General features: G+C 58.0%; 14 protein-coding genes. 5 read left to right on the forward strand and 9 right to left on the reverse strand.

Annotation, left to right across the window (positions count from 1 at the left end; translation table 11 throughout):
* Positions 1–62: 62 nt before the first annotated feature.
* From ACW44H_RS16845 to ACW44H_RS16855, 3 genes are read right to left on the reverse strand one after another with little or no spacing between them, the layout of a single operon-like run.
* Positions 63–1244: a four-carbon acid sugar kinase family protein gene (locus tag ACW44H_RS16845; RefSeq protein ID WP_457505687.1), complete on the reverse strand. Its 1182-nt coding sequence runs from the start codon at positions 1242–1244 to the stop codon at positions 63–65.
* Positions 1241–2260, reverse strand: a complete 1020-nt coding sequence (gene pdxA, locus ACW44H_RS16850) for a 4-hydroxythreonine-4-phosphate dehydrogenase PdxA (RefSeq protein WP_457505689.1) — start codon at positions 2258–2260, stop codon at positions 1241–1243. The genes ACW44H_RS16845 and pdxA overlap by 4 nt, the downstream gene beginning before the upstream one ends.
* On the reverse strand, positions 2257–3021 hold the full coding sequence (locus ACW44H_RS16855) for an SDR family NAD(P)-dependent oxidoreductase (protein ID WP_457505690.1): 765 nt from the start codon (positions 3019–3021) through the stop codon (positions 2257–2259). The genes pdxA and ACW44H_RS16855 overlap by 4 nt, the downstream gene beginning before the upstream one ends.
* Before the next feature lie 225 nt (positions 3022–3246).
* Between ACW44H_RS16855 and ACW44H_RS16860 the strand changes: the two genes are divergently transcribed.
* The 3 genes from ACW44H_RS16860 to ACW44H_RS16870 are packed head-to-tail and all read left to right on the forward strand — an operon-like array spanning position 3247 to position 7170.
* Positions 3247–4410 (forward strand): fumarylacetoacetate hydrolase family protein, encoded by a 1164-nt coding sequence (locus ACW44H_RS16860; protein ID WP_457505691.1) that lies wholly within the window; start codon positions 3247–3249, stop codon positions 4408–4410.
* A 34-nt stretch (positions 4411–4444) separates the two neighbouring features.
* Entirely contained in the window at positions 4445–5746 is a 1302-nt protein-coding gene (locus tag ACW44H_RS16865; RefSeq protein WP_457505692.1) for an L-fuconate dehydratase, read from the forward strand.
* A complete protein-coding gene (locus tag ACW44H_RS16870) occupies positions 5746–7170 on the forward strand; it encodes an FAD-binding oxidoreductase (protein ID WP_457505693.1) in 1425 nt (474 codons plus the stop codon). Before ACW44H_RS16865 ends, ACW44H_RS16870 begins: the two co-directional genes overlap by 1 nt.
* 64 nt (positions 7171–7234) lie before the next feature.
* Here ACW44H_RS16870 and ACW44H_RS16875 read toward each other — a convergent pair whose 3' ends face one another.
* From ACW44H_RS16875 to ACW44H_RS16895, 5 genes are all read right to left on the reverse strand, one after another.
* The gene (locus ACW44H_RS16875; RefSeq protein ID WP_457505694.1) at positions 7235–8530 is read right to left on the reverse strand and encodes a TRAP transporter large permease; all 1296 of its coding nucleotides are present in this window, start codon (positions 8528–8530) and stop codon (positions 7235–7237) included.
* A complete protein-coding gene (locus ACW44H_RS16880; protein WP_457505695.1) occupies positions 8527–9069 on the reverse strand; it encodes a TRAP transporter small permease in 543 nt (180 codons plus the stop codon). The genes ACW44H_RS16875 and ACW44H_RS16880 overlap by 4 nt, the downstream gene beginning before the upstream one ends.
* Before the next feature lie 157 nt (positions 9070–9226).
* Complete coding sequence (locus tag ACW44H_RS16885; RefSeq protein ID WP_457505696.1) at positions 9227–10207, reverse strand: TRAP transporter substrate-binding protein; 981 nt, start codon at positions 10205–10207, stop codon at positions 9227–9229.
* An 11-nt stretch (positions 10208–10218) separates the two neighbouring features.
* A complete protein-coding gene (locus ACW44H_RS16890; protein ID WP_457505697.1) occupies positions 10219–10476 on the reverse strand; it encodes a hypothetical protein in 258 nt (85 codons plus the stop codon).
* 87 nt (positions 10477–10563) lie between these two features.
* A complete protein-coding gene (locus tag ACW44H_RS16895) occupies positions 10564–11463 on the reverse strand; it encodes a LysR family transcriptional regulator (protein ID WP_457505698.1) in 900 nt (299 codons plus the stop codon).
* Between the two features lie 151 nt (positions 11464–11614).
* Here ACW44H_RS16895 and ACW44H_RS16900 point away from each other — a divergent pair, with 151 nt between their 5' ends.
* Together ACW44H_RS16900 and ACW44H_RS16905 are read left to right on the forward strand one after the other, a co-directional pair.
* Positions 11615–12838, forward strand: a complete 1224-nt coding sequence (locus ACW44H_RS16900; protein ID WP_457505699.1) for a CaiB/BaiF CoA transferase family protein — start codon at positions 11615–11617, stop codon at positions 12836–12838.
* A 4-nt stretch (positions 12839–12842) separates the two neighbouring features.
* Positions 12843–13784, forward strand: a complete 942-nt coding sequence (locus ACW44H_RS16905) for a hydroxymethylglutaryl-CoA lyase (protein ID WP_457509071.1) — start codon at positions 12843–12845, stop codon at positions 13782–13784.
* Here the strand turns inward: ACW44H_RS16905 and ACW44H_RS16910 are convergent.
* Positions 13781–15253 carry an aldehyde dehydrogenase family protein gene (locus ACW44H_RS16910; RefSeq protein ID WP_457505700.1) on the reverse strand — a complete coding sequence of 491 codons (1473 nt, stop codon included), beginning with the start codon at positions 15251–15253 and terminating at the stop codon, positions 13781–13783. The two genes, ACW44H_RS16905 and ACW44H_RS16910, sit on opposite strands and share 4 nt — an antisense overlap.
* Between the last annotated feature and the right edge of the window lie 4 nt (positions 15254–15257).

The raw sequence follows: 15257 nt of genomic DNA on the forward strand, positions 1-15257 counted from the left end.
GTTTCAAACCTAGCTGGTCGCCTGCTATCGCGCAACCATCAGATAACGATTTTCAAGCGTTCTTATTCACTTCCAGCCGTTAGCTTTGCCTGCTGATGCAGACGCACTAGCAGTTGAGGGTCGCCAAAGCCTCCCGCTTTGGTCATCACGCGCTGTCGCTTGTCACCGTTCACATACCCCAGCGCCACCCCAGACGACCACTCTGTTTCAACGCAGATATAACTCGCGCCTAGCTGAGAGAGCACCGCCATAGCGATATCCCCACCGGTTAAAAACAGCAAACTCTCCTCGTGCTTCTTCCAAGTAGTAGTAATCAACGCCACCTGGGCGGCCATCGCGTCAGCCACCTCACTCGCCGTTCGCTCTGTTTCATGGCAGCCTGGCACGACCACACAGGCACTTAACGCGTGGGTTCCGTAGGGTTTATCGGCACACGCTTCTATAACGGCTAAATCGGGTGCGCATTGGCGTAACTGCTGGAGCTGTTCTGCAGCGCGAGAACTTCTCGATCCCACCCCATAGAGCACTTTATTAACACTGAGAAGTGAGCGAAACGGCGCACCGGTAGGTCCGAAGCAGCCTTGAGCAATAGCTGCCGCCAGCCCCGCCGCACCGGCCATGGCACGGCTACTGCCGGTATTGAGGAGGCCATAAATTGCCGCGAGCTCCACGTCCCTTTCGGCATCGGCGATGCAGTCTGCGCTGGGAAGCGGTGTTATCTGCCCTGGCCGATAGCGCTGCAGGGGCAAGCCGTTGGCGGCAAAAGCTTGATCAATAGGAGCTATCATTGGCGCTGAGCGAGCATCCTGCTGGTAGTCCGTTTCAGCCAGCCGATGTCCCTCGACCCACACCTCCGCGTTGCAAACGACCCTTCCCTGAGCCGGCACCGCAGGTGCCAGTAGCAAGGGTAAACCAACCGCTTTACGCAACGCCCGGCACTCGGCAATGACCTGGCCACGCAGGGTCGAATCGACCTTCTTGAACCATTGTCTCGGGGCCGCTTGCGTCAACAGCCGAGCCGCTTCGCTTACCCGCAACGCGGCTTGCTCGGCCTGCAAGTGGCGGGATTCGGTATTGATGGCAATGACCTCTGGCCACTGCCCTTGCCACTTTTCAAGCGTCTCCACTAATGCCTCCAGGCTGATCACTACTCGGGCGTCTGCCCCGCGAGCAGCAAAGGGTGCAGTAGCATCCAGCGCTCCTGACAGGTCGTCGGCAATAATCGCCACCTGACATCCACTCATGAAACAGCGCCACTGGCTAACCGACGTGCGTAGGCAATCGCGGACGCCATATTGGTGGCGTCGGCTTTACCCTGCCAGGCGATACCAAAGGCCGTGCCATGATCCACGGAGGTACGTTGAAGCGGCAGCCCAAGACTGACATTCACCGTGGTGTCGAAGGCAATCAGCTTGACAGGGATGTGGCCTTGGTCGTGATACTGGGCAATCACTAAATCGAACTCACCTTGCGAGGCGCGGTAAAACACCGTATCCGCCGAGATAGGCCCGCTCACCGCAAAGCCACGCTCGCGCAAACGCTCCACTGCCGGGGCGATACAACGGCTATCCTCGTCGCCAAAAATCCCGCCTTCGCCGCAGTGCGGGTTGAGCCCGGCCACCGCGATACGCGGTTCACGCATGCCAAGCGCGACCAAGTGCGCATGCCCCGCTTCAACGGTGGCAATAATGCGCTCAGGCGTTACGCGATCAATCGCTTCACGCAGCGAAACATGGGTCGAGACATGCAGTGTTGAGAGTGTTTCCGATGCCAATAACATGAACGATGAGGGTGCGCCAGTAAGCGAGGCCAGCATGCCGGTATGGCCATCGTAATGGTGTCCGGCCTCATGCAGCGCTGCTTTATTAAGCGGCGCGGTGACGATTACCTGGGCCCGCTCCGCCTGTACCAGCTCAACGGCTTTCTGAACACAGCGAAACGCCATATCCCCGGCACTGGCGCTGATTTGGCCATCGGGAATTTCGACTCCCGGCGGTACTTTCACCTCGGCAACCGCCACGCTGCCTTCCTCGTGCTCAGCTTGCTCAAGGGCTGCAAACGCCAGGTCGGCGCCAATACTGGCGGTCGCGCGGCGGAATATAGCAGGATCTCCTACCACCAGCGCAGAGGCACGCTCGGCTGCCGACATAGCATTCAAAGCACGACAAATGATCTCCGGGCCGATGCCTGCAGGATCGCCCATGGTGATCGCAATTTCATAGCGCTTATGTTGGTTAGAAGTCGGGTGAGAGATTTTCATGGCATTAGCTGCCCGCCGTTAACCTCAATGATCTGACCTGTGACGTAGCCACTTAATGCATCAGTGCCAAGGAAGACATAGGCGCCGACGCATTCCTCCGCTGTACCTAAGCGCCCCATGGGTATTGAGGCACAAGCGGCAGTTAAATGTGCTTCGTTTGAATGCCGCACATGGAAGTCGGTCGCAATGGTGCCCGGCGCCACGGCATTGACGCGTATATTATCGCCCGCCAATTCTTTGGCCATATTGCGTGTCACCGTACTCACAAAGCCTTTTGCCGAGGCGTATAATCCACCCCCTGCTCCCCCACCGTTGCGTGCGGCGATTGAGGTGGTGTGAATAATATTGCCGCCTCCCCCACGGCGGAAATGGGGTAGCGCCGCCCGGCTGGCCATAATTACTGAACGTACATTGAGATCCATGACCCGGTCGTACTGGTCATCATCCATCGCATCGAGGCCAACCCGCCCCAACATGTCACCAGCGTTATTGATCAGCAGATCCAAACCGCCCAAGCGTTCGGCAGCCTCATCGACCAGCCGCCGGGCCTCATTGGAATGACTGACGTCTGCTTTTAAAGTGAAAGCCTCTCCACCGGCATCACGAACGGCCTGGGCCACCGCTTCGGCGGGCGCTTCACTGCTGTAATAGTGCACCGCCACATGAGCGCCCAGCACGCCCAGTTGTTTAGCAACCGCCGCACCGATCCCCCGGCTGGCACCGGTAATAAGCACTCGCTTTCCTTTCCACTCGTCTAACATGCAACACTCCTTAACGTTTTTTTGTTGTTGAAGCCCGAGGCAACACTTCGCACGACTTTGCCGCTTTAACTATCGACCCGAAATAGCGCAGTGCGCTAGAGTGAGCATAGAACTGGCATACCTGTCATACAACAGCATATCCATAACATGATAGGCGATGACGCACCAATCGCCAGCCGCACATCATTTGTTAACAACTACTGTGAACGACTACCGGAGACGCACGTGCAACCACTTTCTCTGACGGACACGCTTCCCGCTGACTTGGATAAAGCGCTACTGGTGGGCCGCGTATGGCTGGAAGGCCCGCACCCCGGGCCTGCGCTGATTACCGTGCAAAACGGCCAGGTGTTCGACATCACCGCCTTTGGCCCAACCATGGCTGACCTACTGGAACGCGACGATGTACAGGAGGTGGTACGGCGTGCAGAAGGCCCTAACCTGGGCAGTATCGAGGCACTGCTGGCAAACTCGCAGTTGCCCCAGCCACAGGCACCCTACCTGCTCGCCCCCTGCGACGTGCAGGCTATCAAGGCGTGCGGGGTGACCTTTGCCGTTAGCCTGTTAGAGCGTGTGATCGAAGAGCAAGCGGGCGGCGATCCGGCTCGTGCCGCCGCCCTGCGTGATGATTTCCAAGCTCTGATTGGCAGTGACCTTTCCAAAATCAAGCCCGGCTCTGACGAAGCGATGTCGCTTAAAAAAGCGCTTCAGGCACGTGGCGGCTGGTCACAATATATGGAAGTCGGCATCGGTCCCGATGCCGAAGTATTCACCAAAGCCCAGCCGCTGTCATCGGTGGGCTTTGGCACACCGGTGGGCTTGCATCCGTCCTCACAGTGGAACAACCCCGAGCCGGAAATTGTTCTAGCGGTGGACAGCCGCGGCCAAGTGCGCGGCGCCACCCTAGGCAACGACGTTAATCTGCGCGATGTGGAAGGACGTAGTGCCCTACTGCTCGGCAAGGCGAAAGATAACAACGCCTCCTGCTCACTTGGCCCGTTCATCCGCCTGTTTGATGACCATTTTGACATCGAGAGCGTGCGCAACTGCCAGGTATCGCTGCGCATTGAAGGTGAGGATGACAACTTCCTGCTCCAGGGCGAAAGCGACATGCGCGAGATCAGCCGCGACCCGCTGGATTTGGTGCACCAGACCATCGGCGACCACCATCAATATCCCGACGGTTTTATGTTATTCCTCGGCACCATGTTCTCGCCCATTCAGGATCGCGACGGTAAAGGACAGGGCTTCACCCACCATCTCGGTGATCGTGTCACCATCGCCACGCCAGCGCTCGGCGCTTTGGTCAATCGGGTAGGCAGAAGCGACCAGTTGCCGCCCTGGACCTACGGCATTCGCGAACTAATGCGCCATATAGCGCGTCGCTAATCGTTATCCCACACCACCTGCCAAGGAGAGCACAATGACAACAATCACTCGAGTTGATATTCAGGATATCCGTTTTCCCACCTCGCGCTCGCTGGATGGCTCGGATGCCATGAATGCCGCACCGGACTACTCCGCCGCTTACGTCATCCTGCATACCGATGACGGTAGCCCCGAGGGACACGGGTTAACCTTTACGATCGGACGCGGCAACGAGATTGTGGTCACCGCCATCCGGTCGCTGGTGCCACTGATTGAGGGTCGCTCGCTGACATCTATCACCGACAACATGGGCACGTTCTGGCGGGAAATGACCGGCGACAGCCAGCTCCGCTGGATTGGCCCCGATAAAGGCGCGATTCACCTAGCCACCGCCGCCATCGTCAACGCCGTATGGGATATGTGGGCAAAAAACGAAGGCAAGCCGGTGTGGAAATTGCTGGTGGATATGACGCCCGAACAGTTGGTGCGCTGCCTCGATTTCCGCTTCGTCACCGATGCGCTAACCCCGGAAGAGGCGATTTGCCTGCTGCGCCGCCAGGCCCCCGGCAAAGCGGCCCGGGAAGCCGAAATGCGTCGTGACGGCTACCCCGCCTACACCACTTCTGCAGGCTGGTTGGGTTATAGCGACGAAAAAGTGCGCCGGTTGGCCCAGGAATCCCTTGCCGAAGGCTGGACCCACTTTAAGCAAAAGATTGGCGACGACACCGAAGAAGATGCCCGCCGTGCGGCGATGTTGCGCGAAGAGATAGGCTGGGACAACGTGCTGATGATGGACGCCAACCAAGTGTGGGAAGTCGATGAGACGATCACCAAAATGCGCCGACTGGCTGAGTTCGATCCGCTGTGGATTGAAGAGCCCACCAGCCCTGACGATATTCTCGGCCACGCCGAAATTCGCCACCGCGTTGCGCCGATTGGCGTCGCCACTGGCGAGCACTGCCAGAACAAAGTGATGTTTAAGCAGTTCTTCCAGGCGGATGCCATCGACTACTGCCAGCTCGATGCGGCGCGTTTGGGCGGGCTTAATGAAGTCATTTTGGTGGTGCTGATGGCGGCCAAATTCGGCGTGCCTATTTGTCCCCATGGCGGCGGCGTCGGGCTATGCGAGTACACCCAGCATATCTCCCTGTTCGACTATATTGCAGTATCCGGCAGCCTTGAGGGGCGCGTATTGGAATACGTCGACCATCTTCATGAACACTTTATCGACCCGGTCGTGATACACCGTGGCCGCTACCAAGTCCCTGACGCGCCGGGTTACAGTATTGCCATGTACCCAGAGTCCCAAGTTCAGCACCGCTTCCCGGAAGGTGCTGCTTGGCAGGAAGAGGCCTAATGACAGACACCATTTCCTTTTTAAATGAACTCACCAGCCTGCTCGGTGAGCGCGGGCTCATCCGTGAGCCCGACGCCATGGCACGTTACACCAGTGACTGGGCAGGCGATACGCTGGGCATGCCGCTAGCCGTGGCACGGCCAGCGAATACGCAAGAAGTCGCCGAGATTGCCAAGCGCTGCTATGAGCACGGAGTCGCAATGACACCTCAGGGCGGCCACAGCGGTTTGGTGGCAGGTGCCTTGCCCGCCGCACACGGCCAGGAATTGGTCATTAGCCTGGAGCGCTTGAATAACGTACGCGCCATTGACCCGATTAATTTCACTATGACGGTAGACGCCGGCTGTATCCTTGAGAACGTCAAGCTGGCCGCTGCTGAGCAGGACTGCGATTTTCCGCTATCGTTAGGCGCCCAGGGCAGTTGCCAGATCGGCGGCAATATTGCCACCAATGCGGGTGGGCTTAACGTGCTGCGCTACGGCATGATGCGCGAACTGGTGCTGGGCCTTGAAGTGGTGCTCCCCGACGGGCGCATCTGGGAAAGCCTTAATGCATTGCATAAAGACAACCGTGGCTACGATCTTCAACAGCTATTTCTGGGCAGTGAAGGCACTTTGGGCATTGTCACCGGCGCCGTACTCAAACTTTCACCGCGGCCTACCCAAAACCGCACTGCGCTGCTGGGTCTGCCCTCCGTTCAGGCGGTGATTGATCTATATAGTTTGGCGCGACGCGACTGTTGCGACTTACTGACGGCCTTCGAGCTGATCCCTCGTCGCTGCATTGAACTGGCGATCGAAGCGACTCCCGAGCTAAGCGACCCATTGGATAGCGCCTACCCCTGGTACGTGCTGATGGAGGTGGCGGCGACAGGACCGATAGATTTGGGTTCAATGTTGGAACAACTGCTGGAAACCGGCATGGAACGTGAACTGGTGCTGGATGGTGCGCTGGCGTCGAGCGACACCCAGTCGGCCCAGCTGTGGCAGTTCCGCGAGAGCATGCTGGAGGGCCAACGGCGGCGCGGCGAGCATTTGCGCACCGATATCTCGGTACCCATCTCATCGCTTCCCGACTTCGTTAGCCGGGCCAGTGACGTCGTTATGGCGGCGTCACCTGAGTGCGAGATCATTGCCTACGGACACGTGGGCGACGGCAATCTGCATTTCAATATTCTGCCGCCCCTATCCATGGCAGATAGCGATAAGAAAGCCCACCTGCACGACCTGGAGGAGCGGCTGTTTGAGGTGCTTGACGACGTCAACGGCAGTATCAGCGCCGAACACGGCATTGGTCGTACCAAACAAGCACCTTACCTGGCACGGCTATCGCCTATTGAGCGGGAACTGATCAGTGGCATTAAAGCGTTGTTCGACCCCAAGGGGCTGATGAATCCAGGCAGGATATTGCCTGCAAAGCAGTAACAGCAACGCCCATCTGCCCCGCGGGAACACCCGGCGGGGCTTCTCCATCAGGCAACTAGCTAGATCAATAACCCATGATATCCGGCAGCCATGTAGCCAGCCCCGGCAGGGCAATCAACAGCAAAATGGTGGCAATGATCGGCAGCAGGAACGGCAGTATCGCGGTCACCACTTGGCCATAACGCAGCCGGGTAATGCCCACCATCAGGAACAACACCGTGCCGAACGGTGGCGTAATCACCCCCACCGATAGCGTGATCACCATCACAATACCGAAGTGCACCGGGTCCAGTCCGGCGCTGAGCGCCGCTGGCACCACAATCGGCGTAAAAATCAGAATGCTTTCGATCACCGACATAAAGCAACCGATCAGCAGGAAGAACAGCGCAAAACAGAGCAGGAGTGCAAACATCGGCATATCGATGCTGGCGACCTGGCCCGCTAACGCCTGAGGAATACCCATGCGTACCAGTATCCAGCCATAGAAGCTGGAGACCGCGATAATCAGCAGAATGACCGCACTGAACATCAGGGTGCGACGAAAGGCGTTGAAGAGGTCCCGCCAATTCAGGTCACGATACACCAAGCCGCCCAGAATCACCGCGTAAAGCGATGCAATGGCGCCGGCTTCCGTCGGGGTAAAAAAACCGCCCCAGATACCGCCAACGATAATCGCTGGCATCATCAGTGGCAGAATGGCACGCTTGCCGGTGCGGACAACTTCGCAGGCATCAAAAGGCGTGGGTTTAGGCATCACCACCCGGCCACTGGCAGATAACAATACGGTCATGCCCATTAGTAGCAGCGCCATCAAGATACCCGGCAGCAGCCCGGCCATGAACAGTCCGCCAATACTCACATTGGCCAGCCAGCCATAAACCACAAGCGCAATACTGGGCGGCAGAATTGGCCCGATCACGCTGGAGGCTGCAGTGATACCGGTTGAGTAACCCAATTCGTAGCCGCGCTCTTTCATGGCCTTGATTTCAATACTGCCCAGCCCGGCAGCGTCGGCCACTGCAGTGCCCGACATCGTGGCGAAAATGGAGCTGGCCACCACGTTGGCATGACCCAGGCCACCCTTGGTAAAGCCCACCAGCGCGGTGGCAAAGTCAAAAATCCGCGTGGTGGTGGAGCCAATATTCATGATATTGGCGGCCAGAATAAACAGCGGAATCGCCAGCAGCGTAAAGTTATTGAGGGTCTGCACCATGCGCAGCGGGAGTAACTCAACGGGCAGCCCGCCGGTGCCGGTCGCCACCAAGGCGATAAAGGAGGTCACGCCAATGGCGACCACCACGGGCATGCCAATGGCCATCAGTACTAATAGGCCACCGACGAAAATCAGTAGTTCGGTCATGGTTGAGAGACCTCTTCTTCATGGGACGTTTCCAACCACGCCACCGGGCCGCGCAGCGTTTGCCAAAGGGCAATCAGCGCCATGCCCACAAAGCTAAAAAAGATGCCGTAATAGAGGTAGCTGAAACTGATACTTAACGAGACGGTTTTATTGTTAGCGCTCATATCTGACATGATCCAAGCCCCCCAGGCGGCCAGTGCAAAAAAGCCGCAGGAGATCAGCGCGGTGAGCCGGTACTGGATATTTTTACCCAGCCCGGAAAGCTTATGGCTGAACAAATCGACCACCAGATGCTCGCTGCGTACCCAGGCAGATAGCGACCCGAAGCCAATCGCGTAAATCGCCAGCATAGACGCCACTTCTTCGGTCCAGGGCATTCCCAGCCCCAGCAGGTCGCGGGCAATCACGGCCGCCACGATCAGCAGCAGAATGGCGGCCATCAGCGCCACGCCCACCCCATCGCACAGGCGTGTAACGCCGCGCAGCGTATAGAAAGCAATTCGATCCGGCCCCTTATTGGGCGCTACCGCGTCTTCCACAGGAGAACTCCTTACCCTGACGTCTTCTTGGTCGTTTATGAAAACTTATTGATCTTGAAAACCTATTGATCTTGAAAACTTAGTGATCTTGAAAGCTTAAGTGACAAGAAAAACAACGACGGCCCAATGGGCCGTCGCGATGGCTTTCCGATGCGTGTTATTCGCTGTCGTTACCCAGCGCATCTTCACGAACGCCCTCGGCCATGTCGGCCATTACACGATCAATAGCCGGTAATGCCGCCTCGCGGAAAGGTGCAACATCCGGCTCGATGACGGTCATGCCTTCATCCTGCAGCGCTTGCAGATAGAAATCATCGAGTTCGCGTTCTTGCTCTGACCCGTACTGGCGAGCCACCTCAATGGCCTCTTCGATCAGCGCTTGATCTTCCTCTTCCAAGCCATCCCACCAGCGAGCACTGGCCACCCAGCTCCACGGGAACTGCACGTGGCTGGTCATGATCAGGTAGTCCTGCACTTCCCATAGGCGCCGGGTATAGGGGGAGGAGAGCGAGTTTTCATGGCCATCGACCTGGCCGGTCTGCATGGCGAGATAAATCTCTGGCGCGGGTACGTTGACTACCTGCGCACCAATCTCCTCCCACACTTCCAACCATACCGGCAGCGAAGGTAGGCGCAGGCGGAAGCCATCCAGATCCGCCGGGGTGTGTATCTCCTTGTTAGCTGTCATGTGGCGGGGGCCGCGGTGCTGCAAACCAAAATACTTCAAACCGCCCTGGCTTTCGGCTTTCTCAACCAGCGCTTGGCCGGAAGGACTCTCCATATAGGCGTCGACTTCGTCCCAGGTGGTGAATACAAAGGGCACCGTAATGGCGTCATATTCAGGCGCATACTGTTGGCGCCAGTTACCACCGGTCAAGGAGAGCTGGGTTTGGCCCAGATTAAGCAGCTCCAACACGGCATTCTCACCGCCCAAAGAACCCGCTAAAAAGGGGCGAACTTCAAAGCGTCCTGGGGCCTGCTCTTCTAGATATTCAGCAAAGCGTTCCACCGCGGCGCTTTCCGAGCCGCCTTCGCTCATGGTGTTGTTGACTTGAATTTCGATGGGGTTAGCCAGGACGAACGGCGCCGTCGTTAGCATTCCTAGGGTAGCCAGCGTGGCAAGCAATTGTTTCCGCATGGGATCACTCTCTACGGTTGTCGTTGTTGGGTGTGGTGCCTGGGTAGCTCCTGTCGGCAAGAGCTGATGTCGCTTGTCTGATCTTGAAACAAGCCGCCGAAGGGCTCAAATCGACGTTCAAGAAGGATGACTTCGTCAAATACGATGGCTAGAAACGCCGACATGACGCGCGTTTTGACCGAGGCACTTGCGGTCATACGACCAAAGGTGAATGACTGGCCGCCTTCAAAGCTCTCTTTAAAGGCCGTGTTGACGCGCTTCAGCGGCAAGCTTCAGCGCCGCCATTTAAGGCATGGTGCCACCCTGGTTATTTAACAGCTTTCACGAAGCGCGAAGTCATGTGCAGGCTTTTGCCGCTAGCGCTCATCTGTTTTCTGGGTGAGGTGGTCGACCAGATGCCGCGCCGTCACGTGTAGCGAGGCGTAGCGGCGCATGCCAATCACCAACTCGCGCTGAGCCCACGGGTCGCTGAGTGGAATGCTTTTGAGCTGCAGGTCGCCCAGGTCACGGTAGATGGTTTGCTCAGGCAGTACGCCAACGCCCATGCCGTGGTGAATCATCCGGCAAATAGCATCGAAACTGCGCACCTGAATGCGCATACGCAGCGCTTTACCCGCTAGGTTGGCCTGTTCATTCAACAGTGATTGCAGCGAGGCATCCTGCTGTAAGCCGATAAAATCGAAGGCCAGCGCTTCGTTAAAAGCGATGCTTTCACGCTCAGCCAAGGGGTGATCAATGGGCGTCATCAACACGAGACGGTCATGTCGATAAGAGAGCTGCTGAAGGTCTGGCGCGGGCACGTGCCCAGCGAAAATGCCGATATCGGTCAACCCATCGCGCACGGCGGCAATGATTTCGCTACTGACCCGTTCCTGCAGATCAATCTTTATTTCAGGATAGAGGCGGGAAAAGGCGCTGAGATCCTGAGGGAGAAAAGCGATGATCGCGGAGGTATTGGAGTGAATACGCACGTGGCCTCGCACCCCCTCGCCATACTCACTGAGCTCGGCATGCAGGCGCTCAATATTGTCCAAAATACGCCTAGCATGGTGCAAAAATGCCTGCCCGGCGGGCGTCAGCTCAACACCGCGCGGGCGACGATACAGCAGCGTGGTACCTACCAGCGCCTCTAGATCACTGATCCGCTTGCTCACCGCGGCGAGCGCTAAATGCTCACGCTCAGCGGCGGCGGTCAGACGCCCCTCATCTGCCACGGAGATAAACAGCTTTAGAGTGACGAAATCGAAGCGGCGCATGACACATGACTCCCGTAAAACAAGCGCATTATGCTAACGCACCCCTTCGCTAACCACGAACCCTTTGTTACCGATTGCCTAATTGTCGGCCTGTAGTGGCTCACGCATGCTGAACATCAATGATGATAACGACAACTAGAGGAAAGCCTAGATGAACGCTACCGAAGCCCGCCAGCTTCCGCTAAAGGGCTTAAAAGTGCTTGAGCTTGGCCAACTGATTGCAGGGCCTTTCGCCACCAAACTGCTGGGGGAATTCGGTGCCGATGTGATCAAAATCGAACCGCCAGGCACCGGCGATCCACTTCGCAAATGGCGAATGATAGAGGATGGCACCTCGCTGTGGTGGCACGTGCAGACCCGCAACAAGCGCTCGGTGGCACTGGATATGCGCAGTGAAGAGGGTCAAGGCCTGGTACGCCAACTCGCCACCGAGGCTGACGTGGTGGTGGAAAATTTCCGCCCCGGTACGCTGGATAACTGGGGGTTGGGCTGGGAAGTGCTTTCAGCACTCAATCCACGGCTGATCATGGTGCATATTTCCGGCTACGGGCAAACAGGGCCGTATCGCGATAAGCCCGGTTTTGGCGTGATTGGCGAAGCCATGGGTGGGCTGCGTTATCTCACCGGCCAGCCGGGAGAGCCTTCGGTGCGCGTGGGTGTCAGTATAGGTGACTCGCTTTCCGCACTTTATGCCGTCATCGGTACGCTGCTGGCGCTTCAAGAGCGTAACCGCAGCGGCCTGGGCCAGGAGATCGACGTCGCGCTGTATGAGTCGGTGTTTGCGATGATGGAGAGCCTGCTGCCGGAATTTGATGCCAGCGGCCAGGTTCGTGAACCCAGCGGCAGTGCCCTGCCTGGTATCACCCCTTCCAACGCCTACCGCTGCCAAGGCGGTGATTACGTACTGATTGCAGGCAATGGCGACAGTATCTTCAAGCGCTTGATGGGCGTGATAGGCCGTGACGACCTCGCCAACGACCCGGCCCTGGCCCATAACGATGGACGCAGCCAGCATGCCGATAGGATCGATACCGCGATTCAAAGGTGGACCGAAGAGCGGCCACGGGATGCCATTTTACAGGCACTGGATGACGCCCGCGTGCCCGCAGGCTACCCCTATACCGCGAAAGATATCGCCTTTGATCCTCACTACCTGGCGCGGGAAATGATTCAAACCTTTACACGCCCCAACGGTAAACCGCTTAAAGTACCCGGCGTACTGCCCAAGCTTAGCGCTACCCCAGGGCGAATCGGCGACGGCGGCCCCACCCTTGGCCAGCATACCGACGACGTGTTGGATGAGCTGGGCATCGATCACGAAACCCGCGCCAAGCTTCGCCAAGCGGGCATTATTTGGGGACTGCACTATGCATAAGCCAATGAGCCAACCATCGCCCTGCCCTACAATAATCGAAATCAACGAAGTCGCTCCCCGGGACGGCCTGCAGATTGAAGCGCGGTTTGTACCAACGGAAGAAAAGATCCGCTGGATCGATGCGCTCTCCTCCACCGGCCTGCGCCGCATCGAAGCAACCTCGTTCACCTCACCCAAAGCGATCCCCAACCTGCGTGATGCCGCCGACGTAGTCACCGGCATTCAGCGCCGGAAAGGCGTCGATATCACCGTACTGGTGCCCAACGTGAAAGGCACCGAGCGGGCGCTCGCCTGCCAGGTGGACGAGATCAATCTGGTGATGTCAGCCAGCAATAGCCACGGCCTGGCCAATCTGCGCATGACGCCGGAGCAGTCCCTTGAGCAGTTCGCGGTGATTTTGGATGTTAGTAAAGATAGCGGCGTGTTTATCAACGCCTCTCTCTCGACTGCCTTTGGCTGCCCTTTTGAAGGTGACGTCCCTGAAGCGCGGGTGCTGGAACTGGTTGAAAAGCTGATTGGCCTTGGCATTCAGGGCGTCACACTCTGCGATACCACCGGCATGGCCAACCCTGCACAGGTGAAGAGCCTGTGCGAAGCAGTGCTTGAGCGCTGGCCGGACACGCCGTTCACGCTGCACTTTCACAACACGCGCGGGATGGGCTTAGCCAACGCGCTAGCCGCTTGGCAGGCGGGTATCATACGCTTTGATGCCTCATTAGGCGGGCTGGGCGGCTGTCCTTTCGCCCCAGGGGCAACGGGCAATGTGTGTACCGAGGACCTAGTGCATATGTTTGAGGCCATGGGTGTCGATACCGGCGTCGACCTGGATGCACTGCTGGAAGTCGCCGCCACCCTCCCCGACCTGATCGGCCACGATGTGCCGGGGCAGGTGGTCAAAGCCGGGAAGTCGACCCGGCGTTATGCGATGCCAGTACGCGAATCTTAAGCTGGCCCAATCACATGCTTCACTTCAAGATAAGCGCTTAGCCCCCAGGGCCCCAATTCACGCCCAATGCCACTGCGCTTGAAGCCGCCCCAGGCGGTTTCAGGCAGTACCAGTTGCTCGCTGTTGTACCAGATGCTACCGGCTTTAAGCTGACGGCCAATGCGCTTGGCACGCTCTGGGTCTCCGCCAATGACTGTTGCTGCCAGGCCAAAGCTACTGTCGTTGGCGAGCTGAATGGCTTCGGCTTCGCTTGTCACGCTGCGGCCGCAGAGCACCGGGCCAAAAATCTCCTCTTTCCACAGGCGGCTCTCCACCGGCACATCGCGGTAAAGCGTGGGTGCCAGGAAATAGCCTTTTTCGGGTAGCGTGCGATGTTTTGCATCGCGCACCACTGTCAGCCCTTCCTGCTCGGCAAGATCCAGATAGCGTTGCACGGCGTCGCGCTGTTTGGCGCTGGTCAGCGGGCCTAAGTCGGTGCCTTCGGCAAGCGGGTCGCCTAGCGTTAACGCATCCATACGCTCGGCAAGTTCGGCATAGAGCGCTTCCGCTACATCTTCGTGTACCAATAGGCGCGAGGTGGCAGAGCAGATTTGCCCGGCATTAAAGTAAATGCCCGCCATTACCCAGTCAGCGGCTTGGGCAGGGTCGGCATCTTCCATCACCAGAATGGGGGATTTGCCACCTAGCTCCAGCGATACGCTCGCGGTGCGGGCGCTGGCCGCCTGCATGACCGCTTCGCCCACGCGATTACTGCCGGTAAAGGAGATTTTATCTACGCCAGGGTGATTGGTGAGCGGTGCACCGATCCCCTCACCGTCGCCGTTGAGCAAGTTGAGTACACCTGCGGGCAGGCCAATTTCGAGAGCGATGTCTGCCAGCACTAACTCAGGGAGCGGTGTCACTTCGGAGGGTTTAAGCACAGCGGTACAGCCAGCGGCCAAAGCGGGGGCTAGCTTCCAGGCGCTGGTGACGAGGGGGAAATTCCACGGCGCAATCAGCCCCACTACGCCCACGGGGTCGTGATAAGTGAGAGCTTCAACACCCTCCATTTCAACACTGACTAACTCACCCTGGCGAGCATCCAGCGCTTTAGCCTGTTTGGCGTAGTAGTGGTAGCAGGCAATGGCATCCTCTAGATCGATCTCCGCCTCCGCTAACGGCTTGCCATTGTTGGTCGCCGACAGCGTGGTAATCGAATCACGGCGGGCTTCCAGTGCATCGGCGAAGCCTTCCAAATACTTTGCACGTGCGGCGCCACCCAACGCCTGCCACTCAGGCTGCGCCTGCTGGGCGGCTTGTACCGCTGCATCGACGTCGGCCGCATCCCCGGCGGTTACTTGGGCAATACGCTCTTCACGGTAAGGGTTCATCACATCGAGCAGGCGCGTGCCGTTTGAGGGCACCCATTGGTTGTTGATGAACTGTTTATCAAGCAGAGAAGCGTGTTCTATTTTAGATGTCGTAGACACGATT

This window comes from Vreelandella sulfidaeris Esulfide1, from assembly GCF_054072535.1.